General features: G+C 69.8%; 25 protein-coding genes. 13 read left to right on the top strand and 12 right to left on the bottom strand.

The window, feature by feature from the left end:
* Positions 1–20 precede the first annotated feature (20 nt).
* The 3 genes from hutH to OG246_RS02765 all read left to right on the top strand — a co-directional run bounded on the left by hutH (position 21) and on the right by OG246_RS02765 (position 3804).
* Complete coding sequence (gene hutH / locus OG246_RS02775) at positions 21–1559, top strand: histidine ammonia-lyase (RefSeq protein WP_266463809.1); 1539 nt, start codon at positions 21–23, stop codon at positions 1557–1559.
* 257 nt (positions 1560–1816) lie between these two features.
* Complete coding sequence (locus OG246_RS02770) at positions 1817–2020, top strand: cold-shock protein (RefSeq protein WP_266455269.1); 204 nt, start codon at positions 1817–1819, stop codon at positions 2018–2020.
* A 113-nt stretch (positions 2021–2133) separates the two neighbouring features.
* A complete protein-coding gene (locus OG246_RS02765) occupies positions 2134–3804 on the top strand; it encodes a DEAD/DEAH box helicase (protein ID WP_266455267.1) in 1671 nt (556 codons plus the stop codon).
* An 83-nt stretch (positions 3805–3887) separates the two neighbouring features.
* On the opposite strand, the gene OG246_RS02760 is transcribed toward OG246_RS02765, so the two are convergent.
* Positions 3888–4625, bottom strand: coding sequence for a DUF2625 family protein (locus OG246_RS02760; protein WP_266455264.1), 738 nt, complete (start codon positions 4623–4625; stop codon positions 3888–3890).
* A 37-nt stretch (positions 4626–4662) separates the two neighbouring features.
* Entirely contained in the window at positions 4663–5007 is a 345-nt protein-coding gene (locus OG246_RS02755) for a hypothetical protein (protein ID WP_266455255.1), read from the bottom strand.
* Between the two features lie 110 nt (positions 5008–5117).
* Here OG246_RS02755 and OG246_RS02750 point away from each other — a divergent pair, with 110 nt between their 5' ends.
* From OG246_RS02750 to OG246_RS02725, 6 genes are all read left to right on the top strand, one after another.
* On the top strand, positions 5118–5462 hold the full coding sequence (locus OG246_RS02750; RefSeq protein WP_266455252.1) for a hypothetical protein: 345 nt from the start codon (positions 5118–5120) through the stop codon (positions 5460–5462).
* Positions 5463–5671: 209 nt separating this feature from the next.
* The gene (locus OG246_RS02745; RefSeq protein WP_266455249.1) at positions 5672–6943 is read left to right on the top strand and encodes an Ig-like domain-containing protein; all 1272 of its coding nucleotides are present in this window, start codon (positions 5672–5674) and stop codon (positions 6941–6943) included.
* Between the two features lie 172 nt (positions 6944–7115).
* Positions 7116–8591: an ABC transporter permease gene (locus OG246_RS02740; protein ID WP_266455246.1), complete on the top strand. Its 1476-nt coding sequence runs from the start codon at positions 7116–7118 to the stop codon at positions 8589–8591.
* 59 nt (positions 8592–8650) lie between these two features.
* Positions 8651–9334, top strand: coding sequence for an ABC transporter ATP-binding protein (locus tag OG246_RS02735; RefSeq protein ID WP_266455243.1), 684 nt, complete (start codon positions 8651–8653; stop codon positions 9332–9334).
* A 263-nt stretch (positions 9335–9597) separates the two neighbouring features.
* The gene (locus tag OG246_RS02730) at positions 9598–12855 is read left to right on the top strand and encodes a S8 family serine peptidase (RefSeq protein WP_266455242.1); all 3258 of its coding nucleotides are present in this window, start codon (positions 9598–9600) and stop codon (positions 12853–12855) included.
* A gap of 99 nt (positions 12856–12954) precedes the next feature.
* Positions 12955–13725 carry a group II truncated hemoglobin gene (locus tag OG246_RS02725; RefSeq protein ID WP_266455240.1) on the top strand — a complete coding sequence of 257 codons (771 nt, stop codon included), beginning with the start codon at positions 12955–12957 and terminating at the stop codon, positions 13723–13725.
* Positions 13726–13913: 188 nt separating this feature from the next.
* Here the strand turns inward: OG246_RS02725 and OG246_RS02720 are convergent, their stop codons facing one another.
* A complete protein-coding gene (locus OG246_RS02720; protein ID WP_266455238.1) occupies positions 13914–14828 on the bottom strand; it encodes a helix-turn-helix domain-containing protein in 915 nt (304 codons plus the stop codon).
* 190 nt (positions 14829–15018) lie between these two features.
* On the opposite strand from OG246_RS02720, the gene OG246_RS02715 reads away from it, so the two are divergent.
* The gene (locus OG246_RS02715; protein ID WP_266455235.1) at positions 15019–16059 is read left to right on the top strand and encodes an NAD(P)-dependent alcohol dehydrogenase; all 1041 of its coding nucleotides are present in this window, start codon (positions 15019–15021) and stop codon (positions 16057–16059) included.
* Between the two features lie 51 nt (positions 16060–16110).
* On the opposite strand, the gene OG246_RS02710 is transcribed toward OG246_RS02715, so the two are convergent.
* The 3 genes from OG246_RS02710 to OG246_RS02700 are packed head-to-tail and all read right to left on the bottom strand — an operon-like array spanning position 16111 to position 19261.
* Complete coding sequence (locus tag OG246_RS02710) at positions 16111–17160, bottom strand: iron chelate uptake ABC transporter family permease subunit (RefSeq protein ID WP_266455233.1); 1050 nt, start codon at positions 17158–17160, stop codon at positions 16111–16113.
* Positions 17157–18164, bottom strand: coding sequence for an iron ABC transporter permease (locus OG246_RS02705; RefSeq protein WP_266463806.1), 1008 nt, complete (start codon positions 18162–18164; stop codon positions 17157–17159). Before OG246_RS02705 ends, OG246_RS02710 begins: the two co-directional genes overlap by 4 nt.
* Positions 18165–18205: 41 nt before the next feature.
* Positions 18206–19261, bottom strand: coding sequence for an iron-siderophore ABC transporter substrate-binding protein (locus OG246_RS02700; protein ID WP_266455231.1), 1056 nt, complete (start codon positions 19259–19261; stop codon positions 18206–18208).
* Positions 19262–19449: 188 nt separating this feature from the next.
* Here OG246_RS02700 and OG246_RS02695 point away from each other — a divergent pair, with 188 nt between their 5' ends.
* Positions 19450–19833, top strand: coding sequence for a VOC family protein (locus tag OG246_RS02695; RefSeq protein WP_266455230.1), 384 nt, complete (start codon positions 19450–19452; stop codon positions 19831–19833).
* An 8-nt stretch (positions 19834–19841) separates the two neighbouring features.
* Here the strand turns inward: OG246_RS02695 and OG246_RS02690 are convergent, their stop codons facing one another.
* Entirely contained in the window at positions 19842–20648 is an 807-nt protein-coding gene (locus OG246_RS02690) for a hypothetical protein (RefSeq protein ID WP_266455228.1), read from the bottom strand.
* A 12-nt stretch (positions 20649–20660) separates the two neighbouring features.
* Positions 20661–21158: a hypothetical protein gene (locus OG246_RS02685; protein ID WP_266455225.1), complete on the bottom strand. Its 498-nt coding sequence runs from the start codon at positions 21156–21158 to the stop codon at positions 20661–20663.
* 212 nt (positions 21159–21370) lie between these two features.
* Here OG246_RS02685 and OG246_RS02680 point away from each other — a divergent pair, with 212 nt between their 5' ends.
* Complete coding sequence (locus tag OG246_RS02680) at positions 21371–22663, top strand: ArgE/DapE family deacylase (protein WP_266455222.1); 1293 nt, start codon at positions 21371–21373, stop codon at positions 22661–22663.
* A 39-nt stretch (positions 22664–22702) separates the two neighbouring features.
* On the opposite strand, the gene OG246_RS02675 is transcribed toward OG246_RS02680, so the two are convergent.
* Complete coding sequence (locus OG246_RS02675; RefSeq protein WP_266455219.1) at positions 22703–23680, bottom strand: LLM class flavin-dependent oxidoreductase; 978 nt, start codon at positions 23678–23680, stop codon at positions 22703–22705.
* A 293-nt stretch (positions 23681–23973) separates the two neighbouring features.
* Here OG246_RS02675 and OG246_RS02670 point away from each other — a divergent pair, with 293 nt between their 5' ends.
* Positions 23974–24525 (top strand): DUF3455 domain-containing protein, encoded by a 552-nt coding sequence (locus OG246_RS02670; protein ID WP_266455216.1) that lies wholly within the window; start codon positions 23974–23976, stop codon positions 24523–24525.
* Positions 24526–24631: 106 nt separating this feature from the next.
* Here the strand turns inward: OG246_RS02670 and OG246_RS02665 are convergent, their stop codons facing one another.
* The 3 genes from OG246_RS02665 to OG246_RS02655 all read right to left on the bottom strand — a co-directional run bounded on the left by OG246_RS02665 (position 24632) and on the right by OG246_RS02655 (position 26369).
* Entirely contained in the window at positions 24632–25045 is a 414-nt protein-coding gene (locus tag OG246_RS02665; RefSeq protein ID WP_266455213.1) for a hypothetical protein, read from the bottom strand.
* Between the two features lie 78 nt (positions 25046–25123).
* Complete coding sequence (locus OG246_RS02660) at positions 25124–25465, bottom strand: VOC family protein (protein WP_266455210.1); 342 nt, start codon at positions 25463–25465, stop codon at positions 25124–25126.
* A 166-nt stretch (positions 25466–25631) separates the two neighbouring features.
* Positions 25632–26369, bottom strand: coding sequence for an SDR family oxidoreductase (locus OG246_RS02655; protein ID WP_266455208.1), 738 nt, complete (start codon positions 26367–26369; stop codon positions 25632–25634).
* Positions 26370–26400 lie beyond the last annotated feature (31 nt).

Genomic DNA, 26400 nt, shown 5'->3' with positions numbered 1-26400 from the left:
GTACGCTCCTGAATATGGATATGCACACTGTGGTGGTGGGGACGTCCGGGGTGACCGCGTCCGACGTTCTCGCCGTGGCGCGCGCCGGCGCCCGGATCGAGCTCTCCGGCGAGGCGGTGGCGGCTCTCGCCGCGGCCCGCGAGATCGTGGACGCGCTGGCCGCGAAGCCGGAGCCCGTCTACGGCGTCTCCACCGGGTTCGGCGCCCTCGCGAGCCGGCACATCAGCCCGGAACTCCGCGCCCAGCTGCAGCGCAACATCGTCCGCTCGCACGCCGCCGGGATGGGCCCGCGCGTCGAACGCGAGGTCGTCCGCGCGCTGATGTTCCTGCGGCTCAAGACCGTCTGCTCGGGACACACGGGCGTGCGGCCCGAGGTCGCGCAGACCATGGCCGACATCCTGAACGCCGGTATCACCCCGGTCGTCCACGAGTACGGCTCGCTCGGCTGCTCCGGCGACCTGGCCCCGCTGTCCCACTGCGCGTTGACCCTCATGGGCGAGGGTGACGCGGAGGGCCCGGACGGCACCGTACGGCCCGCGGGCGAGCTGCTCGCCGAGGCCGGCATCAGCCCCGTCGAGCTGCGCGAGAAGGAAGGCCTCGCCCTCCTCAACGGCACCGACGGCATGCTCGGCATGCTGGTCATGGCCCTCGCCGACCTGGAGACCCTCTACAAGTCGGCCGATGTGACGGCCGCCCTGTCCCTCGAGGCCCTCCTCGGCACCGACAAGGTCCTCGCCCCCGAGCTGCACGCCATCCGCCCGCACCCCGGGCAGAGCGCCGCGGCCGCCAACATGCTGGCCGTGCTGAAGGGTTCGGAGCTCACCGGGCACCACCAGGACGGCGCCCCGCGCGTCCAGGACGCCTACTCCGTGCGCTGCGCCCCGCAGGTCGCGGGCGCCGGACGCGACACCCTCGCGCACGCCCGCACGGTCGCCGAGCGGGAGTTGGCCTCCGCCGTCGACAACCCCGTCGTGCTCCCCGACGGCCGGGTCGAGTCCAACGGCAACTTCCACGGCGCCCCGGTCGCCTACGTCCTCGACTTCCTCGCCATCGCCGCCGCCGACCTCGGCTCCATCGCCGAGCGCCGCACCGACCGGCTGCTCGACAAGAACCGCTCGCACGGCCTGCCGCCGTTCCTCGCGGACGACGCCGGCGTCGACTCGGGCCTGATGATCGCCCAGTACACGCAGGCGGCACTGGTGAGCGAGATGAAGCGGCTCGCCGTACCGGCGTCCGCGGACTCCATCCCGTCCTCCGCGATGCAGGAGGACCACGTCTCGATGGGGTGGTCGGCCGCGCGCAAGTTGCGCACCGCCGTCGACAACCTCACCCGCATCGTCGCGATCGAGCTGTACGCCGCCACCCGCGCGATCGAGCTCCGCGAGGGCCTCACCCCGGCCCCGGCGTCGCAGGCGGTCATCGAGGCCGTCCGCGCGGCCGGCGTCCAGGGCCCCGGCCCCGACCGCTTCCTCGCGCCGGACCTGGCGGCGGCGGACGCGTTCGTGCGCGCCGGGCAGGTGGTCACGGCCGTGGAGCCGGTGACGGGTCCGCTGGCCTAGCTCTGCCGCCGGTCGTACGCGGATGTCGTACGTGGCGGGGGCCGCCGTCGGCTGTACGGTGGTCCTCGTCACGTCCGGGCCTCTCGGGGACCAGGCGTGGCCAGAGGTGTGCTACTGTCACATTGATACGTTTTTGGTACCCATTTACTTTGTGCGCCTGATCGGAATCTTCCGCAGGCGCGTTTTGTTTTACCGGCATCTCCGGCTTTTCCCGGTGCATCTCCGGATTGGGGCCCCTACCTATTCAGGAGAGAAACATGGCTACAGGCACCGTGAAGTGGTTCAACGCGGAAAAGGGCTTCGGCTTCATCGAGCAGGACGGCGGCGGCCCCGACGTCTTCGCTCACTACTCCAACATCGCCAGCTCCGGCTTCCGTGAGCTGCTGGAGGGCCAGAAGGTCTCGTTCGACGTCGCGCAGGGCCAGAAGGGCCTGCAGGCGGAGAACATCGTCCCCGCCTAAATCGGGGGAAGCGCTTTTCCAGAGCCGGGGCCCCGCACCTTCGGGTGCGGGCCCCGGCTCGCGCTGTGCGCGTGTGCTGTCCGTGTGGCCCAGGAAGGAAATCCAGATCCAGCATGACTCGATCCGAACGTCCCGTCCGTAAGAGGCCGGCGAACGCACGCGGTACCCAGACCGGCTCCTCCGCCTCCGCGCGGAACGCCGGCCGTGGCACCGGCAACAAGGGCGGGGCCCGCAAGGCCGCGCCGGCGCCGCAGGAGTTCTCGCTGCCCGAGAGCATCACGCCCGCACTGCCCGCCGTCGAGTCCTTCGACGCGCTGGACATGCCGGCCGCGCTGACGAAGACCCTGACTGCCCAGGGTGTCACCGAGCCCTTCCCGATCCAGGGCGCGACCCTGCCCAACGCCCTTGCCGGGCGCGACGTTCTGGGCCGGGGCCGCACCGGCTCCGGCAAGACGCTCGCCTTCGGCCTCGCCCTGCTGGCCCGCACCGCGGGCCGCCGGGCCGAGAGCAAGGCGCCCCTCGCGCTCGTGCTCGTCCCCACGCGTGAGCTCGCGCAGCAGGTCAACGACGCGCTGACGCCGTACGCGACCGCTGTGAACCTGCGCATCGCGACGGCCGTCGGCGGTATGTCGATCGGCCGCCAGGCCGGGACGCTGCGCCGTGGTGCCGAGGTGCTCGTGGCCACCCCCGGGCGGCTCAAGGACCTCATCGAGCGCGGCGAGTGCACGCTCGGCCAGGTCGCCATCACCGTCCTCGACGAGGCCGACCAGATGGCCGACATGGGCTTCATGCCGCAGGTCACGGCGCTGCTCAAGCAGGTCGAGCCGGGCGGTCAGCGACTGCTCTTCTCGGCGACGCTCGACAAGAACATCGACCGGCTGGTCAAGATGTTCCTCACCGACCCCGTCGTCCACTCCGTGGACCCGTCGGCGGGCACGGTGACCACCATGGAGCACCACGTGCTGCATGTCGCCGACGAGACCGACAAGAAGGCCGTGGCGCTGCGGATCGCGGCGCGCGACGGCCGGGTGATCCTCTTCGTCGACACCAAGCGCGGTGCCGACCGGTTCACAAAGCGACTGCTCGCCAACGGTGTCCGGGCGTCCGCACTGCACGGCGGGCGCAGCCAGCCGCAGCGCAACCGCACCCTCGACCAGTTCAAGACCGGTCAGGTCACCGTGCTGGTCGCCACCAACGTGGCCGCCCGCGGTATCCACATCGACGACCTCGACCTCGTGGTCAACGTCGACCCGCCGGCCGACCACAAGGACTACCTGCACCGCGGCGGCCGTACGGCCCGTGCCGGTGAGTCCGGCAGCGTCGTCACGCTGGTGCTTCCCGAGCAGAAGCGCGAGATGACCCGTCTGATGGCCGACGCCGGCATCAACCCGCGCATCGCCCGGGTCACGTCCAGCGACGAGGAACTGGCCCGTATCACCGGCGCCCGCGAGCCCTCCGGGGTCCCCGTGGTCATCGAGGTGCCTCAGGTCGCCGAACAGCCGAAGCGGCCCAAGTCCCGTCCCCGGGTGGGCGGCGGAGCACGTCGTCCGCAGGGAACGGGTGCGGGTGGCCGCGCTCAGGGCACGGGTACGGGTGGCCGCGCCAAGAGCACGGGTGCCGGTGCCGGTACGGAGTCGCAGGGCCGTCAGCCCCAGCGCGCCGGTGGTCGCCGCACCGAGGCCGGTGGCGCCGCGGGCGCGAGCCGCGCGGGTGGCCGTGGCCGCGCCCCGCAGCGCCGCGGTGAAGGCGGCGGTCAGGGCGGCGGCGGTCGCCGGGCCGCCTAGTAACAGGCGTACGCACCGAAGGGGGTGTCGTGCGGGCCGATCCGGCCCGCACGACACCCCTTCGGCTTTGCCGGACGCGCGGCTCAGTCGTGCACCTCGCCGAAGAACCCCGGGTCGACCGAGTCGAGTTTGAGGGCGGAGCTGCGGTGGAGGTCGAGGAGTTCGGCGAGGGGGGCCGCGCGGCGGGTGGTGGCCGTGAGGTCGCGGCGGGCCTCGGCGGACCAGAGGTTCGGGAAGACGGAGAGGCCCTGGGTGCCGGTCAGGGCGCCGGACTCGCCGCGCCAGCCGGGCCAGCGGAGGGTGTCGTAGAACTGCTCCATGCCGCCGCTCAGAAGCCAGTTGAGCCAGTCGCCGTGGCCCACTTCGAGGGCCTCCCAGCGCAGCGAGTCCGGCGCGAAGTAGATCATCTCGCCGGGTTGGCCGGGTCTGCCTTCGGCTTCGGGGGTAGGGCCGTTGAGGACGAAGACGCCGCCCAGGACGTCATGGCCGATGACGAGCCCGCCGTCCGGCCGCCAGGTGGGATCGAAGCGTTCGGGGAATTCGTTGACCTCGGCGAGGCCGGGCGGGCCCGCCGGTGTGCCGTCGCCCGGACTGCCGTAGATGCGCAGCCATCCGCTGTCCAGCACCACCCCGCCGCAGTTGAGCGCGAGCGCGCCCAGCCAGGACCGGGCCGTGATCTGCAGCTGGAGCAGGGTCCCGCGGCCCTGCGCCGGGTCCACCGGGAGCACTTCCAGGGACACGGAGTTCGTCGTGGAGAGCCTCTCCGAGAGGGTCGGCCACGCCGGATCCTCGACATCGGTCAGCTCGGTCAGGTCTCGCATGGATTCCCCGATGGGTACGGGCGCCGCAGCACCTCGCTCAGTAGGCCACCGTGCGCTCCCGGCGCACCGAATACGTCACGAACCCGGCCCCCAGGCCGAGAAAGAGCGTGCCGCCTATGACGTACGGCGTCGTGTCGACGCTTCCGGTGTCGGCCAGCTGGGCCTGGTCCCCGCCCGACTCGGTGGCGGAGTCCGTGGAGGTCCCGTCCACGGTGGTCGTCGTCGAGGAACCGGCCGAGGCACTGGGCGATGCGCTGGTCGACGTCGAGACGTGCTGGACGGGCTCGTCCTGGGTCGCGTTGGCGGACGGGACGAACCACAGGGCTCCCAGGAGGGTCCCCGCGGCTGTGGCGGTCAGCAACGATCGACGTGCGGCGGACACGAAATATCGATCCCCTTGTGGCGCTGGCGAATTGGCCGTGTGGACCGATGCTAATGAAAGGCGCGGGTCGTGGGAAAGTCGCGGAACGTGTGGGTCGTACGCTCCCTCCCATGAGTACACCTGAGACAGCACGGTTTGTACGGCTTCGTGTCGAACTGGTGCTTGAAGTCGACGACGCCGACGCCGTCGCCAAGGCCGCGTTGCGGCGGATCGCGGACGACACCGGGATGCCGGCCGACGAGCGGACGCACGCCGAGAACGCAGTGACGGAAGACACTGCCGAGGCCCTCGCCTATCTCGTCGACCCGTTCGACCTGGTCAGCGAGGTGCCCGGGATCGAACTCGCCCAGGCCTCCTGGAGCAGCGAGCCGATCGAGTACGACCCCGATTCGCCGGATTGGGACCTCGACGAGGATGATGACGCCGAGGACGACGAGGAAGTCGGCGTCGGCTGACGCTTCTTGGGGAAATCGTGACCCCGGGCGGCAACCGCCGTCCGGGGTTTCGTCGTCTCAGAAGAAGCACTGACCACATCCGCACCACTCGCCCCATGGGGATCCGACGTGGTGTGCCCCACACTTCCACGGGATGTGGAACGGGACGAACCGGTCGTAGCGTTGAAAGTTCTTACGGGGCTCTCTTGGTTTTTGGGGATTCGGCAACGATGGAGAAGCGTGTGATGACGGACAGTAAGCGGCGCAGGGGCCTGATGGTCGCGTCCGCGCTGCTCGGCGGGGTGCTGGTGCTCTCTGCGTGCAGCGGGAGCGACGACAAGGCCACGGGCGGTGACGGTGGCAACACCAGCAGCGCGCAGGCCCAGGCCGACGAGGCCGCCGCCAAGAAGACCTCCGAGGCATCGATCACGATCACGCCGAAGGACGGCTCCGACAACGCCTCCATCAACAACGCCGCCAAGGTCACCGTGAGCAAGGGCACGCTCACGGACGTGACCATGAAGACCGCGGACGGCACCGCCGTCGCCGGCGAGATATCCGCGGACAAGCTGAGCTGGGCGCCCACCGGTCAGCTGGAGCGCTCCACCACGTACAAGATCACGGCCGAGGCCGCCGACTCCGAGGGCCGCGTCGCCCACGAGAACGCGTCGTTCACCACGGTCTCCCCGGCCAACAGCTTCATCGGCAACTTCACGCCGGAGGACGGCTCCACCGTCGGCGTCGGCATGCCGGTCTCGATCAACTTCGACAAGTCGATCACGAACAAGGCCGACGTGGAGAAGGGCATCACGGTCAGCTCCAGCAGCGGCCAGGAGGTCGTCGGCCACTGGTTCAGCGCCAACCGCCTGGACTTCCGCCCCGAGGACTACTGGACCGGCGGCTCCACCGTCACCCTCAAGCTGAACCTCGACGGTGTCGAGGGCGCGAGCGGTGTGTACGGCGTGCAGCAGAAGACGGTCACCTTCAAGATCGGCCGCAACCAGGTCTCGATCGTCGACGCCAAGACCAAGACCATGAAGGTCACCCAGAACGGCGCGACCATCAAGACCATCCCGATCTCCGCCGGTTCGCCCGAGAACAAGACGTACCAGGGCGTCATGGTGATGTCCGAGATGTTCAAGGAGACGCGCATGAACGGCGCGACCGTGGGCTTCACGGACGACGACGGCAAGGGCGAGTACGACATCAAGGACGTGCCGCACGCCATCCGCCTGTCGGCCTCCGGCACCTTCATCCACGGCAACTACTGGGGCGCCAAGTCCGTCTTCGGCAGCGTCAACACCAGCCACGGCTGCGTGGGCCTGTCGGACACCAAGGGTGCGAACGACCCGAACACGACCGCCGCCTGGTTCTACAACCACTCGATGATCGGCGACGTGGTGGTCGTCCAGAACACCGGCGACAAGACCATCGCCCCGGACAACGGCCTCAACGGCTGGAACCTGGACTGGGCGGCGTGGACGGCCGGTTCGGCCGTCTGATCCCCTTCACCTCACCGTCGGCGGCGGCAGCTCTCACGGGCTGTCGCCGCCGACGCGTTTGCACAGGCTTCTGGGGTTGCCCACAGGTGAACTCCCGCCCCGTCACAGCCTTCTCATCATTCTCTTATCCCGGCCTTATGCCTTCATCACCCGCCGTACCTAGCTTGCGGCCATGTTCTTCACCTACCTGAGGCGCGAACTGCGCCGCCGCAGAAAGGCGGCCCTCGTCGTCGCCTCCGGGCTCGCCCTGGGCATCGCCCTGGTCATCGTGGTCAGTTCCGTGTCCTCGGGCATGGAGAAGGCCCAGGGCAAGGTCCTCCAGTCGCTGTACGGACTGGGTACGGACATGACGGTCACGAAGGCCGCCGCGGCCCAGTCGGACACCAGCGAGCGTCCGCGCTTCAACTTCGACGCGAACGAGGGTGATTCCGAGCAGAGCAGCGACCGCGTGATGGTCCAGGGCTTCCAGACCCTGGCCTCCAGCACGGTCACCAAGGTCGACTCGCAGGCGGGCGTCGCGGACTCCGTCGGCGGGCTGAGCCTCCAGGTCGTCAAGGTCAACGGCAACTTCAGGCAGGGCCAGTTCCAGCAGGACGAGGGAGCGACCGCTGCCCCCGGTGGCGGCGGTGGCGGTGGCAACGGTGGTGGCACCGGTGCTCCCCAGGGCCGTGTCGAGGGCGGCGGCGCCGAGTTCGACGTCAACAGCTACACCGTCTACGGCACCGACGTCACCAAGCCCGAACTCGGCCCGCTGACCTCCTCGAAGATCACCAGCGGCCGTACCTTCACGGCGTCCGAGACGGACGCCAAGGTCGTCGTCGTCGACACGTCGTACGCCAAGGAGAACAAGCTCGTTCTCAATGACACCGTCACGATCAAGAGCGTCAAGTACAAGGTCATCGGCATAGCGACGCCCGACAGCGGTGACGCGGCGGCCAACCTGTACATCCCGCTCAAGCAGGCGCAGACGCTCAGCGACTCCAAGGACAAGGTCACCACGATCTACGTCAAGGCGTCCGACTCGCAGCAGATCGACAGCGTCAAGAGCACCATCCAGAAGAACATCTCGGGTACGACGGTCACCACCTCCGCCGACCTCGCGAACACCGTCTCCGGTTCCCTGTCGACCGCCTCCGACCTCGCCTCGAACGTGGGCAAGTGGCTGTCGATCGCGGTGCTCATCGCCGCGTTCCTGGTCGCCGGTCTGCTCACCTCCTCGGCCGTCTCCCGGCGCGTCCGCGAGTTCGGCACCCTCAAGGCGCTCGGCTGGAAGTCGAGCCGGGTGACCCGCCAGGTCGTCGGTGAGGCCATCGTCAACGGTCTGGTCGGCGGTGCCCTCGGTATCGCGGTCGGGCTCGCCGGCGCCTTCGTCGTCACCGAGATCAGCCCCACCCTGCAGGCGGAGGTGGGCAGTTCGGGCGCGGCAGCCGGTCCCGGTGGCGGTGGCCCCGGAGGCGGTGGCGGCTTCGGCGCCGCCCGCGAGGCGGCGTCCTCGACCCTCGACGTCGCGCTCAGCGCACCCGTCAGCCTCAACACGATCGTCGTCGCGGTCGGCCTCGCAGTCGCCGGCGGTCTGATCGCCGGTGCCTTCGGCGGCTGGCGCGCCTCCCGGCTGCGTCCCGCGGACGCCCTGCGCCGCGTCGAGTAGTCCGGCCCCGAGCGGCCTCACGCGGCCAACCCCCTTACGCACAACCAGGAGTTGTTCCCATGTACGAACTCAGAGGCGTCACCAAGCGCTATTCGCGGGGCAAGGACACGATCGATGCGCTGGCCGGTGTCGACCTGACGATCGCCTCCGGCGACCGGCTGGTCATCCAGGGCCCCACCGGTGGCGGAAAGTCCACCCTTCTCCAGATGCTCGGCGGGCTCGACCGGCCCACCGAGGGCAGCGTCGAACTCGACGGCACGGACATGGCGAAGCTGTCCGAGGCGAGGCTCACCAAGGTGCGCGCCGAGAACATCGGCTTCGTGTTCCAGAGCTTCAACCTGATTCCCACGCTCACCGCCCAGGAGAACGTGGAGACCGCCCTCGTACCCCTCGGTGTGAAGGCGAAGGACCGGCGCCAACGGGCCGCCGACGCGCTGGAGTCGGTGGGTCTCGCGGAGCGGCTCGGGCATCTGCCCGCAGAGCTGTCCGGCGGTCAGCAGCAGCGCGTCGCGATCGCCCGCGCCCTGGTCAAGCAGCCGAAGGTGCTGCTCGCCGACGAACCGACCGGCAACCTCGACGAGTCGATGCGCGACGAGATCATGGACGTACTGGAAACCATGTGGAAGGAGCACGGGCTCACTTTCATCATGGTCACGCACGACTCCGCGATCGCGAAGAAGGCTCCGCGGCTTGCGACTATCCGCAAGGGCAAGATCACCGTCAAGGAAAACGCGGGAGCTTAAAGGAGTACAAAAGGGGGAGTGCGGGAGCGTAGCGGAGCAAGTCCGTCAACTCTTCGCCGCTTCCCCTCTATTGAGTAGGCGATCACCCCCCGGGCATAATTGCGTATTCCGGGGGGTGCACGTATGCGCGTGCGGAACTTCCTCCGGCCGGATGAATGGGGATTCGTCCGGATCTCATCTCAGGGGGAGTTTTGCGCAGACAAGTGAAAAAGGCGTGCGCTGCGACGGTCGCCACGGCGGCCGCTGTGGCACTGGCGGCGGGAATGACCAGCCCGGCGTCGGCCGAACACGCGAGTAGCGCTTCCACGGCCCAGCAGGCCCAACTGGCCGCGCAGGCCAGGCAGGCCGGGCTCACGGCCAAGCACAGCATCACGCTGATCACCGGTGACCGGGTGGCCGTCGACGCCAAGGGCCGCGTCGTCGGCGTCGAGCGCGCCGAGGGCCGCGAGAAGATACCCGTCCAGATCCGCAAGGCCGACGGCCACACCCTCGTGGTGCCGGCCGACGCGCAGCGCCTGATAGCCACCGGCAAGCTCGACCAGCGGCTCTTCGACGTCACCGAGCTGAACAAGGCGGCGAACCGCAAGTCCCAGAAGCAGGGCCTGAAGGTGATCGTCGGCTACAAGGGCACGGCGACGGCCGCCAAGGACGACGTCCGTGACGCGGGCACCGTCCGCAGGACCCTCAAGTCCCTCAACGCGGACGCCGTTCTGACGCCCAAGCAGGACGCCGCCGAGCTGTGGGACGCGGTCACCGACGACGGCAGCGCGGCCTCGGGAGTCGCGCACGTCTGGCTGGACGGCGTACGCGAGGTGACCCTCGACAAGTCCGTGCCGCAGATCGGTGTCCCCAAGGCGTGGGCCGCCGGTTACGACGGCAAGGGCGTCAAGATCGCCGTACTGGACACCGGAGTCGACACGACCCACCCGGACCTCAAGGGCCAGGTGGCCGAGTCGAAGAACTTCTCCACCTCTCCGGACGCGACCGACAAGTACGGCCACGGCACGCACGTCGCGTCGATCGCGGCGGGCACGGGCGCCAAGTCGAACGGCAAGTACAAGGGTGTCGCGCCCGGCGCGACGATCCTCAACGGCAAGGTCCTCAGCGACACGGGCAGCGGCGAGGACTCCAGCATCCTCGCGGGCATGGAGTGGGCGGCCGAGCAGGGCGCCGACGTCGTGAACCTCAGCCTGGGCGGCTTCGACACCCCCGAGATCGACCCGCTCGAGGCCGAGGTCAACAAGCTGTCCGAGGAGAAGGGCATCCTCTTCGCGATCGCCGCGGGCAACGACGGCGGCGAGCAGACCGTCGGCTCCCCGGGCAGCGCGGCCGACGCGCTCACCGTCGGCGCCGTGGACGACAGCGACAAGCTGGCGGCCTTCTCCAGCCGGGGCCCCGGCCTCGACGGGGGCATCAAGCCCGACGTCACGGCGCCCGGTGTGGACATCACGGCGGCCTCGGCCGCGGGCAGCCTCATCGCCCAGGAGGTCGGCGAGAAGCCGGCCGGCTACCTGACCATCTCGGGTACGTCGATGGCGACCCCGCATGTCGCGGGCGCGGCGGCGATCCTCAAGCAGCAGCACCCGGACTGGACGTACGCCGAGCTCAAGGGCGCGCTGACCGGTTCCGCGAAGGGCGGCGCGTACACGCCGTTCCAGCAGGGCGCGGGCCGGATCCAGGTCGACAAGGCCATCCAGCAGACCGTGATCGCCAAGAACTCGTCGGTGAGCTTCGGTATCCAGGAGTGGCCGCACACCGACGACACCCCGGTGACCGAGCAGATCACCTACCGCAACCTCGGCACGGCGGACGTCACCCTGAACCTCACGGCGACGGCCACCAACCCCAAGGGCCAGGCGGCTCCCGCGGGCTTCTTCACGCTCGGCGCGACGACGGTCACCGTCCCCGCGAACGGCGAGGCCTCCGTCGACCTGACGGTCAACTCGAAGCTGGGCGGCACCACGGACGGCGCGTACTCGTCGTACGTGACGGCGACCGGCGGCGGCCAGACCGTGCGCACGGCGGCTGCGGTGCAGCGCGAGGTGGAGTCGTACGACGTCACCGTGAACTACATCACCCGCGCGGGCGAGCAGCCCATCCACCTCACCGACCTGTGGGCCTACTCGGGTCTGGCCGAAGGACGGGACTTCTACCGGCAGGGCACCGGGGCCACCGACACCATCCGGGTGCCCAAGGGCTCGTACATCCTGGACACCATCCTGCTGAAGGACCTCGTCACCATCGAGGGCGGCGTGGACTGGCTGGTCCAGCCCAAGCTGGACGTCACCAAGGACACCACGGTGACGATCGACCAGCGCACCGCCAAGGGCGCCGACATCACGGTGCCGGACGCGGCGGCGAAGCAGCTCCAGGGAGTCGTCTCCTACTCGTACGACGCCGCGGGCATCGGACTGGGCATCGGCCTGGACTCCTTCCAGAACCTGCGGGTCGCGCACGTCGGACCGGCGATCGCCTCCGGCCTGTACCAGAGCTGGTCCGGCAGCTGGGTCAAGGGTGGCGCCACCGAGTACGACGTGTTCACCGGCGGCAAGGTCACCAAGCTGCAGGGCGCCAAGGTCAAGCACTACAAGGCGAGCGAACTCGCCAAGGTGAAGGCGAACCTGGGGGCCTCGGCCTCCGGCAAGACGGGCTCGGTCCTCGCCTACGGCGAGCTGCCCAACGACTTCACCTTCGGCGTCGAGGTCGCCCAGAAGCTGCCGAGCTCGCGGACGGTCTACCTGTCCACCGGTGACCAGGTCAAGTGGGGCCTCGACTTCGCGCAGTACGGGGGCGTGGCCGCGGACGGCTCCCCGGCCATGGAGGCCTTCTACACCTCGGGCGACCCGGTGACCTACCGGGCGGGCACGAGCTACACGAAGACCTTCAACAGAGGGGTCTTCGGCCCGAAGCTCGGCAGCGCGTACGGGGTCTTCCGCTCCGGGGACTACCTCTACGGCTATCTGCCGATGTTCGCCGACGGCCCGGGGAACGCCGGTGAATCCCTCTACACCTCGGTCAAGACGACCCTGTACCGCAACGGCACCAAGATCTCCGCGAGTGCCGATCCGCTGGACGGCAGCGGCCAGTTCAAGGTGCCGGCCGCGGATGCGCAGTACCAGCTGAACACGTCCATCACGCGTTCCGCGAAGGTGGCCGCGGCCGCCACGAAGATCAACGCGAGCTGGACGTTCCGCTCGAAGAAGGCCGCCAACGCGAAGCTGCCCATCTCCACGGCCCGCTTCGGCGCGCTCGTCGGCCTGGACAGCCGTGCCACGGCGGGCGCGAAGGTGACCATGCCGGTCACCGTCCAGGGAGCGGCCGCGGGCAGCAACCTCAAGTCGCTGGCCGTGTACGTCAGTTACGACTACGGCAAGAAGTGGACCAAGCTGACCGTCAAGAACGGCAAGGTCACCTTCAAGAACCCGGGCAAGGGCAAGGGCATCTCCTTCAGCGCCAGGATCGCCGACAAGAAGGGGAACAAGTCGACGGTCTCGGTCTTCAACGCGTACTTCGGGAAGTGAGCCCGCAGGCAGGTTGAGCCCGCAAGTGAAGTGAGCCAATAGCGAACGGCCCGTCGGAGGGAGAGCTTCCGGCGGGCCGTCCGTGTTTGTGTGGGGGGCATGACCGTCCACACCGTCGAGTACATCCGGTACCGCATCCCCGAGCAGCAGTCGGCGGAGTTCCTCGCCGCCTACACCCGGGCCGCCGTCCAGCTCGCCGCGGCTCCGCAATGCATGGACTACGAACTGGCGCGCTGCGACGAGGACTTCGAGCACTTCGTCCTGCGGATCACCTGGACGTCGACCGAGGACCACCTCGAAGGCTTCCGCAAGTCGGAGCTCTTCCCCGACTTCCTGGCCGAGATCCGGCCCTACGTCTCCAGCATCGAGGAGATGCGCCACTACAAGCCGACGGCGGTACGGGGTTCGGGTGCGGCCGTGCCCACGCTGTACGCCTGGGCGGGGGGCGCGGAGGCCTTCGCCCGTCTCACCGAGGTCTTCTACGACAAGGTCCTCAAGGACGACGTCCTCGCTCCGGTGTTCGCGGACATGGCCCCCGAGCATGCCGCGCATGTCGCGCTCTGGCTCGGTGAGGTCTTCGGGGGTCCTGCCGCGTACTCCGAGACGCAGGGCGGGCACGGGCACATGGTCGCCAAGCACCTCGGCAAGGGCATCACCGAAGTCCAGCGCCGCCGCTGGGTCAACCTCCTCCAGGACGCGGCCGACGACGCCGGCCTGCCGACCGACGCCGAGTTCCGCTCGGCGTTCGTTGCGTATGTGGAGTGGGGGACGCGGCTGGCTGTGTACTTCTCCGGCCCGGACGCGGTGGCTCCAGGGGAGCAGCCTGTGCCGCGGTGGGGGTGGGGGGTGGCACCGCCGTATCGGGGGTAGGGGGAGTTTTTTCGCCCCCTCCGCCCCTACCCGTCCCTTGTTCCTGGGGGCTGCCGCCCCCAGACTCCCGCTGTCGGCCTGAACGGCCTCGTCCTCAAACGCCGGACGGGCTGAACCCCGCGGAGCGGGGGTTTGGGGGCGGAGCCCCCAAGTGACGGGAATGGGTAGGGGCGGAGGGGGCGAAAAACCTACGACGGTGACCCGGCGCCCGCGCGCGTCGCGTCCCGGCCCCAGCTGGACAGCAGGTGGAGCGCCTCCGCAGAGGGCGACCCCGGCTCCGCGTGGTACGTGACCAGCACCTGCTCAGCGTCCCCGGCCAGCTGGAAGGACTCGTACTGAAGGGAGAGGTCACCCACCAGGGGATGACGCAGCCGCTTCACGCCGTGAGTCTTCTCCTTCACGTCGTGCGTGGCCCACAACCGCCGGAAGTCCTCACTCTTCACGGAGAGTTCCCCGACCAGCGCGGACAGCCGAGGATCATCGGGGTGACAGCCCGCGTCCATCCGCAGAAGGCAGACGATGTCGATCGCCTTCTGCTCCCACTCCACGAACAGATCGTGGTACTCGGGCTTGAGGAACACCATCCGCGCCCAGTTCCGCTCCTGCACCGGCAGCTCCGCCCAGTCACCGAACACCGCCGCGGCCATCCGGTTCCACACGAGGACGTCGGACCGCCGCCCGGTGATGTACGCCGGCACCCCGTCCAGCGTGTCGAGCAGCTGCCGCAGGGCACCCCGTACCTGCTGCGGCCGAGCCCCCTGCTTCTTCTTGTGCTGCTTGGGCTTCGCGAGGTGGGTGAGATGCGCGTGCTCGGCGTCCGTGAGCCGCAGGGCGCGCGCGATTGCGTCGAGTACCTCCGCGGACACGTTCCGTCCGTTGCCCTGCTCGAGGCGGGTGTAGTACGCCACCGACACCCCGGCCAGCTGCGCCAGCTCCTCGCGGCGCAGCCCCGGCACCCGGCGGTGCCGCCCGAAGTCCGGCATCCCCACGTCCTCGGGCTTCAGCCGGGCCCGGCGCGTGCGCAGGAACTCGCTGAGCTCGGCGCGCCGGTCCAGCGGGGGCCCCGCTTCGCCCGCGGGCTGCTGAGAAGGCTGTGGGTCCATGCCTTCAGTATTCACGGCCCGTCCACGGTCGTACGCGCACGAGCCTGACCCCGCCAGTAGTAGGACCAGTGAACGTACGTAAAGCCGTGACCTGGGTGAATGTCGCGCGCACCGGCACGCTGGACGACGTACCCGGTCAGAAGGTCAGAAGGCAGCCGGGTACACGACCACTCCCTAGGAGAACCCCGGCATGACCACTGTTGCTGCGTACGCCGCCCCCGCCGCCAAGGCTCCGCTGGAGCGCACCACCATCGAACGGCGCGAGGTCGGTGAGTTCGACGTCCTGATCGACATCAAGTTCGCCGGCATCTGTCACTCGGACATCCACCAGGCCCGCGAGGGCTGGGGCGAGGCCATCTTCCCGATGGTTCCGGGCCACGAGATCGCCGGCATCGTCACCGAGGTCGGCTCCGGCGTCACCAAGTTCCAGGTGGGCGACCGCGCGGGCGTCGGCTGCATGGTCGACTCCTGCCGCGAGTGCGAGAACTGCAAGGCGGGCCTGGAGCAGTACTGCGTCAAGGGCAACATCCAGACGTACAACGGCATCGGTGTGGACAGCACGCCCACCTACGGCGGCTACTCCACGCACATCGTCGTCGACGAGAACTACACCCTCCGCATCCCCGAGGGCATCTCCCTCGACGAGGCCGCGCCGCTGCTCTGCGCCGGCATCACCACGTACTCCCCGCTCAAGCACTGGAACGCCGGTCCCGGCAAGAAGGTCGCCGTCCTCGGCATGGGCGGCCTCGGCCACATGGGCGTCAAGATCGCGCACGCGCTCGGTGCCGAGGTTACCGTCCTGTCCCAGTCGCTCCGGAAGAAGGACGACGGCCTGAAGCTGGGCGCCGACCACTACTACGCGACCAGCGACCCGAAGACCTTCCAGGAGCTGGCGGGCACCTTCGACATCATCCTGTCGACGGTCTCGGCCCCGCTGGACTTCGGCGCGTACCTGTCCCTGCTGAAGTCGGACGGCGCGCTGGTGAATGTCGGCGCCCCGGAGGAGCCGATCTCGCTCAACCTCTTCACCCTGATCATGGGCCGCAAGACCCTCGCCGGCTCCGGCATCGGCGGCATCCAGGAGACCCAGGAGATGCTGGACTTCTGCGCCGAGCACGGCCTGGGCGCGGAGATCGAGCTGATCACCGCCTCCGAGATCAACGACGCGTACGAGCGGGTCCTCGCGAGCGACGTCCGCTACCGGTTCGTGATCGACACGGCCACGATCTAGTCAGGTCCGCGGCATTGCGCCGAACCCGGGCCCGGTTCTCCGGGCCCGGGTTCAGCGCTTGCCCGAACGCCCCAGCAGCCACAGCAGATACGGCCCCCCGACCAGCGACGTCAGCGCCCCCACCGGAATCTCCAGCGGCGGCACCACCGTACGGGCCACCAGATCCGCGACGACCACGATGACCGCTCCCGTCAACCCGGAGGCGACGAGCGGCAGTTGCGGGGTGCGCGTGATACGGCGGGCCAGCTGCGGCCCGGTGAGGGCGACGAAGCCGATCGGTCCCGCAGCCCCCGTCGCGGTCGCGGCGAGCACCACGCCCAGGAAGGTCAGCCCGAGTTGGGTGCGGTGCACGCGCATGCCGAGCGCGGCGGCCGTCTCGGGGTCGAGGCCGAGCGGTCGCAGCGCCCGGTTCGCCCACACCAGGGCGGGCAGCGAGAGAAGCAGGACCCAGCCGAGCGGCCCCGCCTGCTCCCAGCCCCGCCCGTTGAGGCTGCCGGTCAGCCACAGCTTGAGCGCCTCGGCCTCGGCGAGTTCGCTCTCGGTCAGATACAGCTGTACGACCGCCGAGAGCGCGACCCCGATCCCGACTCCCGTCAGCACGAACCGACTTGGCTGCATCCCGTGCCGCCAGGCCAGCACGTACACCAGCGCGGCGGCCACCAGACCGCCGGTGACCGCGACGGCCGGGAGCGCGCCGGGGGAGGCGACCGTGCCGGTGGCGAGCGCGAGGACGGTCGCGGCGGCGGCGCCGTGTCCGACGCCGATGACGTCCGGGCTGGCGAGCGGGTTGCGCGTCACGGTCTGCACGAGCGCCCCGGACAGCCCGAGCGCGGCGCCGACCAGCGCGCCGAGCACGATCCGCGGGACGCGCAGCTCACCGACGATCAGTTCGTACGGGCCGCCCTGGCCGCGCAGCACCCGCCAGACCTCGCCCGGCGGGATGTACGTCTGCCCGACGCACGCCGACAGCAGCATCACGCCCGCGAGGAGCACGACGAGTGCGCAGACGACGGCTGCCGAACGCCGGTGCAGGAGGACGGAGAGGCCGCGGTGGCGGACGGCGGAGAGGCCCGCTGAGCGGGGGTAAGTGCTGGTGCTCATGCGCCCACCGACTTCCGGCGTACAAGCACGATCAGTACGGGTACGCCCACGAGCGCGGTCATCACGCCGGCCGGGACCTCCGCGGGGGCGCGGACCACCCGCCCGGCCACATCCGCCGCGAGCAGCAGGGCGGCGCCGAGGAGGGCGGACAGCGGGAGCGTCCAGCGGTGGCCGCCGGAGACCAGACGGTTGGCGAGGTGGGGTACGGCGAGCCCGATGAAGGCGATCGGCCCCGCGGCGGCGACCGCGGCGGCGGTGAGCACGGTCGCGCCGAGCGCCGCACACCCCCGTACGAGCGCGACCCGGTGGCCCAGCGCCCGCGCCGTGTCGTCGCCGAGCGCGAGCGCGTCCAGGCCGCGGGCGCAGGCCAGCACCAGGAGTGCGCCGGCGATCAGGAACGGCAGCATCCGCCCGACGGTCCCGGCGTCGCGCCCGCTGAGCGCGCCCACCTGCCAGAACCGGAACTGGTCGAGGGTCGCCGAACTCGACGTCAGTACAACGGTGGTGGCCCCGGCCGTCATCGCGGACAGCGCGGTTCCGGCGAGGGCCAGTTTCACCGGCGAGGCGCCACCCCGCCCGCGCGAGGCGATGGCGTACACGACACACGCGGCGACGACGGCGCCGGTGAAGGCGTACCAGACGTACCCGGAGAAGCCGTTCGCCCACCCGAGCGCGATCGCGAAGACGACACCGGCCGCCGCGCCCTGGCTCAGTCCGAGGATCCCCGGATCGGCGAGCGGATTGCGGGTGACCGCCTGCAAGGCCGCCCCGGCCAGCCCGAGCGCGGCCCCCGCCGTCAGCCCGATCGCGGTCCGCGGCACCCGCAGCGAACGTACGACCAGCGCGTCCGGTGAGTCCCCGCCGTGCAGGAGGGCGTCGAGGACGGTGGACAGGGGCACGGGGCGGGTGCCGACGGCGAGGCTGAACGCGACGGCGGTGACTGTGAGCAGGAGCGCGACGACGAGCCAGGCGGTACGCCTGGCTGTCGTCGCGCGTCGTTTCACCGACCTCGGCGGAACCGCGTGTTCCGCCTGAGCTGCCTGACTCACTTGCCGATGGTGTCCGTGAGCTGCTTGATGACGAGCTTGGCGGCGGTCGGACCGGCGTTGAGGTACCAGGGGTCGTCGTCGACCTTCACGGCCTGCCCGGCCTTGACCGCCTTCATCGACTTCCACAGAGGTCCGGCGAGCACGCTGCCCGCGTCGGTCTTGGACGCGTCGCCCTGCACGGAGTAGAAGATCCAGTCGCCGTCCGCGGTGTCGATGCTCTCCGCGCCGATGTCCTGCGAAATCGCGTTGAACTGCTGCGACTTGGGCCGGCCGAGCCCCATGTCGACGGCGATCGAGCCGGTGAACGAGGACACCCCGAACATCCGCGTACGGTCCGGCGTGAAGCGCAGCATCGACACGGCGGGATCGCCGAGGCTCTCACCACTGGCGGCGGCGTCGTCCACGATGGAGTCGAGCAGCTTCTGCGCCTGCTCGCCCTTGCCGAGAGCGTCGCCGACGAGCAGCAGGTCGCGCTTCCAGTTGATGCCGTTGCCGGCCGTCACGACGGTCGGCGCGATCTTCGACAGCTTCGGGTAGAGGTCGCCGAGCGAGTCGTTGAGCAGGATCAGGTCGGGCTTGGCGGCGGCCAGCGTCTCCAGGTTCGGCGCCTGGCGGGTCCCCGCGTCGGTCATCTCCGCGAGCTGCTTCTTGTACGCCGGGAAGGCGTCCGCCAAATAGTCCGGGACGAGCCCGGCGTTGTCGGCGCGGGTCGTGACCGTCGGCACGACGCCCAGGGACAGCAGGTCGTCCAGCTGCCCGGTGCTGAGCACGGCGATCTTCTTGGGCTCGGTCTTGATCTCCGTCTTGCCCTGGAAATGCCCGACGGTCCGGGGGAACTCCCCGTCCTTGGCACTCCCGGCACCCATGCCGGCCTCGACGGCGCTGGGGGCGACGGAGGGTCCCTCGGAGGCACCGGCCACGAGATTGCGGTCCGAGTCGGAGGCGGTGCTCTCGCTCTTCGAGGAGGAGGCTCCATCGCTGGACGAGCATCCGGCCAACAGCCCGCCGATGACGGCAACGGCCAGTACGGCCTTTGATCCCCAGGTACGCACAACGACTCCGATCGATGAATTAGGTAAGGCTTACCTTAAGCTCTTCTCTGGGGTGGCCTGGACCGGGGGGCGGTCTGGAACGGAGGGGCGGACTGGACGGCGTACCCCGGAGTTGCGAGGCTGGCTGTACGAGGTGGCGGCGCGGGCTCTACGAGGTAGCGACGCCGGCTCTACGAGGAGGCTTCGGGATGACCATCGAGCTGAACCACACCATCGTCGCCGCCCACGACAAGAAGTCCTCGGCACGGTTCCTCGCCGACATCCTGGGCTTGCGGGTGGGTGAGCAGTACGGCCCGTTCATCCCGGTGCCGATCCCCAACGGCGTCACGCTGGACTACATGGACACCCCCGGGCCGATCCCTCCGCAGCACTACGCGTTCCTCGTCTCGGAGGACGACTTCGACGAGATCTTCGCCCGCATCCAGGCCGCCGGACTCACGTACTGGGCCGACCCGTTCCACCGCCGCGTGAACGAGGTCAACACCAACGACGGCGGCCGGGGCGCGTACTTCGACGACCCGAACGGCCACAACCTGGAGATCCTGACCCGGCCGTACGGAAGCGGCGCCTGACGCTCACCTCACGTCCTGCGGATACCGCCCAACTCGCCCGCGAGCAGGTCATCGTGGCCGATGGCGAAGTCCCCGTTGGGGAGAGCGCCCTCGAAGCGCCGCCCCACCACCGCACCGGGCAGGAACCGCCGCAACTTGTGCCGCATGCCTTCGCCGTACGCGACGGGGAAGCCCCACCCCTCGGGTGCCTCATCGGTACCGAACAGCACCCAATGATCCACCGCCACCTCGGAGTCGAGGTCGGGCACCTCTCCCGTGTGGCAGTCCACCGCGGGCAGGGTGAGCACGTCCGGATCGATCGGCGGGTACCACATCAGCAGCGGTTTGGCCTGCGCCGCCTGCGCGTTGTCGAAGCAGCACACGGCAAGGGCGTACCCCGGACACCGCTCCCCGTAGAACCGCAGCAGCGCCTCGCTCAGCCGGGGCCGCTTGTGGGCAGGCACCTCGGCGAGGGCGGCGGGCAGTGCGGCCGGGTCGCGGGCCAGCAACACCGTGTAGATGTCGTGCTCGAAGACCTCGACCTCCGGGGCGGTGTCCCACCCCATCCAGGCGATGCCGTCGTCCGCACGGGCGGCCGGTCGCACCGCTTCCACCATCCGCTCCAGAACGTCCGAACTGCGCCCCACCGAAAGGAAGTTGTCCCGGCTCATCCGGTACGTCGGCAGGTGCAGCAGCATGGCATTGGGGCCGTCGGCCAGATTGACCACGGTGTTCTGGTAGCCCAGGACGTGAATCAGACCGTGCGCGGGATGCCGCAGCCGTCCGGCGTAGAGGGTGGTGCCGGAGAAGTCGGCCCGGTCCATCGAGACACACATGGCCGCAAGCTACTACTCCTGCTGGGAACCGTTGTCCGGGGCTCCGGTCCCGGACCGGGGTTGCTCCGACCGGCGGCGGACCGCCGAGAGCAGGCGTCGTATGCCGGCCGCGTGCCCGCCCGTCCCGATGACGAGCCGTCGGTAGAGGCCGCCGGCCAGGCCGGGGAAGACGGCCCGGGTCTCGGCGCGCAGCAGTGTCCGGCCCGGTCCTGCGTGGTCGAGGTGGAAGATCAGCGCGTAGGTCGAGAAACGATGGCGCCCCTCAAGTGCCAACTCCCGCCCCGGCAGCGCGGCGGCTACCCGGAACCCGGGGAACGTCGAGCCCTCGGCGAGAGGCCGCGGCCCGGACGCCGTACGGTCGGGGCTTCCGACCAGCCGCGCGTAGCCGGCCGCACGGGGAGCCGAGAAGGACCGCTCCACGATTTCGCCCAAGGCATGCCAGACGTCGTCGGCCTCCGCCGCGATGACCGTCACGTGCTCATCCACGAATGGCAACGAAGCGATCTCCACCAGAGCCTCCCGGCATGCTCTCCCGGCACGGATACCGACCAGACCTGGTCTCAATAGTCGGCCAATACGGAGATTGAGTGCCCATTTGGCGGGCCATAGGATCCGGAGTGGTCCAACATCAACGTGAACATCACGCGACGAGACAGCCATGACGCACTGAGCCGTGACGCACTGAGCCATGACGCACTGAGCCGCGACAGGAGCGACCGCCCATGACCACCGACGTGCCCAGTGCCGAGTTGAGTGCGCAGGAGGCGGCCGCCCTGGCCGCGATCGACGAGGGGGCCATCGCCCGGACCCTTCTCGAGCTGATCGCCATCCCGAGCGTGACGGGGAGCCCGGCGGAATCCGAGGCGCAGCACCATCTGGCAGGGCTGCTGGGCCGGCTCGGCCTCGACGTCGACCTGTGGTCCATGGGCCTGCCCGCACTGCTGGCACACCCCGGCTTCCCCGGGTCGGAGGCGCCGCGGGACGAGGCGTGGGGCCGTGTCGGGGTCACGGAGGACGGCGGTGACGGGCCGACGCTGATCCTTCAGGGCCATGTGGACGTCGTACCGCCCGGTGACCCGGCGGGCTGGGACGGGGACCCGTTCGTGCCGAGGGTGGTCGGGGACACCGTCCACGGCCGGGGTGCGTGCGACATGAAGGCGGGACTGGTGGCCCACCTCGCCGCGCTTGCCGCGATCCGGGCGAGCGGGGTACGGCTGCGCGGCCGGTTGGCGGCGCACTTCGTGGTGGGCGAGGAGGACGGCGGACTCGGCGCCTTCGGCACGCTCCAGCGCGGCCACACGGGCGACGCCTGCATCATCACCGAGCCGACGGGCAGCTCCCTGATCACGGCCAACGCCGGTGCGCTGACCTTCCGTATCGCCGTGCCCGGTCTTGCCGCCCACGCCAGTTCCCGTGACGCCGGGGTCAGCGCCATCGACGCGTACCTGCCCGTCCACCGCGCGCTGGCCGCCCTGGAGGCCGAGCGGAACACCGACCCGGATCCGCTGATGGCCGAGTACCGCATTCCGTACGCGCTGTCCGTCGGTACGGTCCGCTCGGGTGACTGGGCGAGCAGCGTGCCCGATCTCCTGGTCGCCGAGGGCCGGTTCGGCGTACGCCTGGACGAGGACCCGGCGGCCGCCCGCGCCGCCCTGGAGAGCTGCGTGGCCGAGGCCTGCGCCGCCGACCCGTGGCTGCGCGACCATCCGGCGAAGGTCACCTGGCCCGGGGGCCAGTTCGCCAGCGGGCGCCTGCCGCCCGGGCATCCGCTCCGGGATGTCGTACGGAAGGCGGCGCACGCCGTCGCGGGCGGTGCCCCCGCCCCGCACGAACACGGCGCCCCGTACGGCAGCGACCTGCGGCTCTACGCCGCCGCCGGAATCCCGACCCTGCAGTTCGGCCCGGGCGACATCCGCGTCGCGCACAGCTCGCAGGAGCGGGTCTCGGTCTCCGAGATCGTGCACGTGACCCGCGCGTTGATCGTCAGCGCGCTGCGTACGGTCGGCACCAAATGACACCGCCGCATGATGAGCGCCGCTACGGCGCCGTCGGCATCATGACGCGCTGACGCGCTGCTTGACGAGTTCGTACGACCTCAATCGGTCGGCCAGCACGTAGACGGGTGTCACCAGCATGAGTTCGTCCGCGCCGGTCACGTCCACCAGGGCCGCCAGCTGTTTCACGACGGTCTCGGGTGAACCGAGTGCCTGGTGGGCACGGAAGCCCGCCAGCGTCCGCACTTCTTCCGCGGTGAACGGGTGGGTGGTTGCCTCTTCGGGCGTGGGGAAGGTGATGTCGCCCTGTCCCTTGAGGAGTGCGGCCTTGACGACATCCATCGGGCCGGCGAGCCGGGCGGCCTCCTCCTCCGTCTCGGCGCAGACCGTTTCCACACAGAGCAGCACGCGTGGGCGCTCGCACCAGCGGGAGGGGGAGAAACGCTCGCGGTAGTGGCTGAGCGCGGCCAGGGTGTTGTCGGGCCGAATGTGATGGGCGAAGGCGATCGGCAGCCCGAGTTCCGCGGCGAGCGCGGCGCCGGCCGTGCTGGAGGACAGCAGCCACGGCTCCGGGAGCGGGTCGAGCGCGATCTCGTCCACCAGGAAACGCAGAATCGACGACACGTCGTCGCGGTACTCGGCGTCCGTTGTCGGACCTGCCCCACGGCGCAGAGCCCGCGCCGTGGAGTCGTCGAAAGTACCCGGGCCACGGCCGATGCCCAGGTCGATCCGGCCCGCGTGCAGCGCGGCCAGCGTGCCGAATTGCTCCGCCAGCATGATCGGGGCGTGGTTCGGAGCGAGCACGCCCCCGGAGCCGAGCCGGATGGACGACGTCAACGCGGCCGCGTGGGCGGTCAGTACGACGGGCGGGAACGCTCCGATGGCCGGAGAGTGGTGATGCTCCGCGTACCAGAGCCGCCCGTAACCGAGATCCTCAAGGCGTCGGGCGAACTCGGTGGTGTCTCGTAGCGTGCCTTCCGCGCGGGCGCCCGTCTGGACCATGGCCACCTCGAGCGCGCTGAGCGGAACAGTGATCATTCGGTCAGTATAGGAAACGTCCGTCGGCGCCAACTCCCTTTGCGTGCAAGGTCGGTCGAGCTGAACGCCCTACGGCGACACTGCGTACCCATGAGGCGGGATGATCCCGGATCTGTCGTCGCGTCAACTGTCTTACGAGAGTCTTACGTGAGCCGAGTATTCATGAATATTTTCCTGCTTCGCGGGCTCGGCGGACCATGCTGTTCCGGCACGCGGACAACGTACGGCGTCTGCGTCCACACCCACGATCTTGTTCAGAGAACGTTTCAGAGAACGTTTTGGAGACCAACTCGATGAAGCTCGCCAAGCGTCTGATCCTCACCACCACAGCTCTCGCCACCGTGACCGTCGGCTCGCTCCTCGGCGCGACGGTCGGCCAGGCGGCAACCGCGCAGCCCGCCCACGCCGGCGTGGACGCCCCTGCCGCGCTGAAGGTCCCGGAAGGCAACAGGCTCACCGGCGTCTTCTCCGCCGCGGGCGTCCAGACCTACACCTGCACCGACGGTGCCTGGAAGCTGCTGGAACCCGCCGCGACCCTCTGGGCCAAGAAGGACCGCTCCCACCGCCCGGTCGCCCTGCACTCCCGCGGCCCCGTCTGGGTGTCCACGGTCGACGGCAGCGCCGTCAACGCCGCCGCCATAGCCACCTCCCCCAAGACCGGCACCATCCCCGAACTCCTCCTGCAGTCCACCGCCACCCGCGGCACCGGGGTCTTCGCCGGCGTCTCCTACATCCAGCGCCTCGACACCGAGGGCGGCGTCGCCCCCACCACCGCCTGCACCGGCACCGACCAGACCAGCGTCCCGTACACCGCCACCTACGCGTTCTACAAGCCCGCCAAGTGATGCGCTAGGGATCAACGGCAAGGGCCCCTGGAATGCGCCGATTTCGAGGGGCCCCTGCCCAGCCGTGTGAGACGAGACGGCAATTGCCGGAGCCCGGCGTCAGCCGTCACGGCGCGTAGTAGGCGGCGTACCAGGCCGAGTGACTCGCGGCGGAGAAGTCCTCGAAGTCGCCGGCCGCTTCACAGCGGAGCAGCCGTTGCAGTGCCGCTTCGGCTTCGGGCAGGCGTTGGCTCGACAGATACGCCTTGGTCCTGGCAAGACCGCCTCCGCACAGCAACTGAATGTCGATCGAGCAGCCTGCGTCCATGCTTGCGGACTTGGCCTGCCAGATGAGCAGCACGTCGTCGAGAACCCCGGCGTTGAACAGCTGCACGCAGCACAACTTCATCAGCTCCGTGTCACCGTCACCCTGCGCACGCTTCTCCAGCATTGTTCGTACGGTGAGCAGCCCTCGCACTTCGTCGAGGTCCGCGCCGACGGGGTGCAGGCCGTAGCGGCGCAGGCTTTCGTCTTCGTCCATCGCCATGCTTTCTCGCGGTTCGGTTCGGTGATCCGACCGCTCAACCGGAGCCGCCTTCTCCGTCCACTTCACCCGCGATCATTGTGAAGCGCCGCCGAATCCGAACTCGTTGCCGTCCGGGTCGTGGTAGGTGATCTTGCGCATGCCTTCCGGGTAGGTCTCGCGGCTCGTGGGCCTCAGTCCACGGTCGGCGATCTCGGCGACGCGGGTGTCGAGGTCGTCGACGAGGACGGTGTGCATGGCGTTGCCGGCCTGCTCGGGGCGATGCTCGATGTACACGTACCGATGTTCCGCGAGTTCCCAGACGGCTTCCGTGTCGTTCGGCAAGAACGCCGGCGGGGAGCCGAGGAGCCGTTCGTACCAGGCCAGTGCCGCCGCGTAGTCGGTGACCGGGATGCCTGCGAAGAGATCGAGGGGCATGCCGCAATGGTAGGTCCGGCGAGTCTCCGAATCAGAGGATCAGCCGTCTGCCTTGGCCACCGATCGGGCGGGAAGCGCTCGTCCCGGTGAGCCGGGGCGGCCGCGTGACTCGCGGGGCCGCGCCGCGGGTGTCGGCGGGCCGGCCGTATCCGAGGGGCGCGGGAGATCAGCTCTGGGCGGCCGGGCGTACGACGATCTCGTTCACGTCCACGGTGTCGGGCTGTTCGATGGCGAAGGCGATGGCCCGGGCGATCGCTTCCGGCGGGATCGCGATGTCGTCCCGCATCTTCGTGATGTCGGCGCGGACCTCGCTGTTGGTGGACGCCTCGGCGAAGTCGGTCGCGGTCACCCCGGGCGAGACGGTGGTCACCCGCATGGAGCCGCCCGACTCCTGGCGCAGCCCTTCGCAGATGGCCCGGACCGCGACCTTCGTACCGGCGTAGACAGCCATGGCCGGCGCGACGCGAAACGCGGCCGTGGAGGCGACGGTGACGAAGTGGCCCGTGCCCTGCTCCCGGAAGACCGGCAGCGCGGCACCGATTCCGTGCAGCACACCCTTCACGTTGACGTCGACCATCCGGTCCCATTCGTCGACGCGCAGATCGTCGAGGGGCGAGATCGTGCCGAGCCCGGCATTGCTGACGAGCACGTCGAGCCGGCCGAAGCGCTCACGGGCGACCGCGACCAGGGCGTGCAGGTCCTCCCGTCGGGTCACATCGGTGCGGATCTGCACGGCCTCGCCGCCCGCCTTCTCGATCCGGGCGACCAGTTCCTCCAGCCGCTCGGTCCGGCGTGCGCCGAGGACGAGTCGCGCGCCGCGTTCGGCGAGCAGCAGCGCGGTCGCCTCACCGATGCCGCCGCTGGCCCCTGTGATCGCCACTACCTTGCCGTCGATTCCCGACATGATGCCTTCCTCCTTGAGTCGTGCTCCGTAC

Origin of the sequence: Streptomyces sp. NBC_00620, from assembly GCF_026341825.1 — a bacterium.
Lineage (GTDB): Bacteria > Actinomycetota > Actinomycetes > Streptomycetales > Streptomycetaceae > Streptomyces.
This window is presented reverse-complemented; position numbering and strand designations above follow the sequence as displayed.

Coding starts and splice junctions, on each gene's coding strand:
- OG246_RS02770 (WP_266455269.1), top strand. CDS start 1,817: ATGGCTACAGGCACCGTGAAGTGGTTCAACGCGGAAAAGGGCTTCGGC.
- OG246_RS02745 (WP_266455249.1), top strand. CDS start 5,672: ATGGAGAAGCGTGTGATGACGGACAGTAAGCGGCGCAGGGGCCTGATG.
- OG246_RS02730 (WP_266455242.1), top strand. CDS start 9,598: ATGACCAGCCCGGCGTCGGCCGAACACGCGAGTAGCGCTTCCACGGCC.
- OG246_RS02660 (WP_266455210.1), bottom strand. CDS start 25,465: ATGCCCCTCGATCTCTTCGCAGGCATCCCGGTCACCGACTACGCGGCG.
- OG246_RS02670 (WP_266455216.1), top strand. CDS start 23,974: ATGAAGCTCGCCAAGCGTCTGATCCTCACCACCACAGCTCTCGCCACC.
- OG246_RS02765 (WP_266455267.1), top strand. CDS start 2,134: ATGACTCGATCCGAACGTCCCGTCCGTAAGAGGCCGGCGAACGCACGC.
- OG246_RS02715 (WP_266455235.1), top strand. CDS start 15,019: ATGACCACTGTTGCTGCGTACGCCGCCCCCGCCGCCAAGGCTCCGCTG.
- OG246_RS02750 (WP_266455252.1), top strand. CDS start 5,118: ATGAGTACACCTGAGACAGCACGGTTTGTACGGCTTCGTGTCGAACTG.
- OG246_RS02680 (WP_266455222.1), top strand. CDS start 21,371: ATGACCACCGACGTGCCCAGTGCCGAGTTGAGTGCGCAGGAGGCGGCC.
- OG246_RS02760 (WP_266455264.1), bottom strand. CDS start 4,625: ATGCGAGACCTGACCGAGCTGACCGATGTCGAGGATCCGGCGTGGCCG.
- OG246_RS02655 (WP_266455208.1), bottom strand. CDS start 26,369: ATGTCGGGAATCGACGGCAAGGTAGTGGCGATCACAGGGGCCAGCGGC.
- OG246_RS02740 (WP_266455246.1), top strand. CDS start 7,116: ATGTTCTTCACCTACCTGAGGCGCGAACTGCGCCGCCGCAGAAAGGCG.
- OG246_RS02735 (WP_266455243.1), top strand. CDS start 8,651: ATGTACGAACTCAGAGGCGTCACCAAGCGCTATTCGCGGGGCAAGGAC.
- OG246_RS02725 (WP_266455240.1), top strand. CDS start 12,955: ATGACCGTCCACACCGTCGAGTACATCCGGTACCGCATCCCCGAGCAG.
- OG246_RS02690 (WP_266455228.1), bottom strand. CDS start 20,648: ATGTGTGTCTCGATGGACCGGGCCGACTTCTCCGGCACCACCCTCTAC.
- OG246_RS02720 (WP_266455238.1), bottom strand. CDS start 14,828: ATGGACCCACAGCCTTCTCAGCAGCCCGCGGGCGAAGCGGGGCCCCCG.
- hutH (WP_266463809.1), top strand. CDS start 21: ATGCACACTGTGGTGGTGGGGACGTCCGGGGTGACCGCGTCCGACGTT.
- OG246_RS02665 (WP_266455213.1), bottom strand. CDS start 25,045: ATGGACGAAGACGAAAGCCTGCGCCGCTACGGCCTGCACCCCGTCGGC.
- OG246_RS02695 (WP_266455230.1), top strand. CDS start 19,450: ATGACCATCGAGCTGAACCACACCATCGTCGCCGCCCACGACAAGAAG.
- OG246_RS02710 (WP_266455233.1), bottom strand. CDS start 17,160: ATGAGCACCAGCACTTACCCCCGCTCAGCGGGCCTCTCCGCCGTCCGC.
- OG246_RS02675 (WP_266455219.1), bottom strand. CDS start 23,680: ATGATCACTGTTCCGCTCAGCGCGCTCGAGGTGGCCATGGTCCAGACG.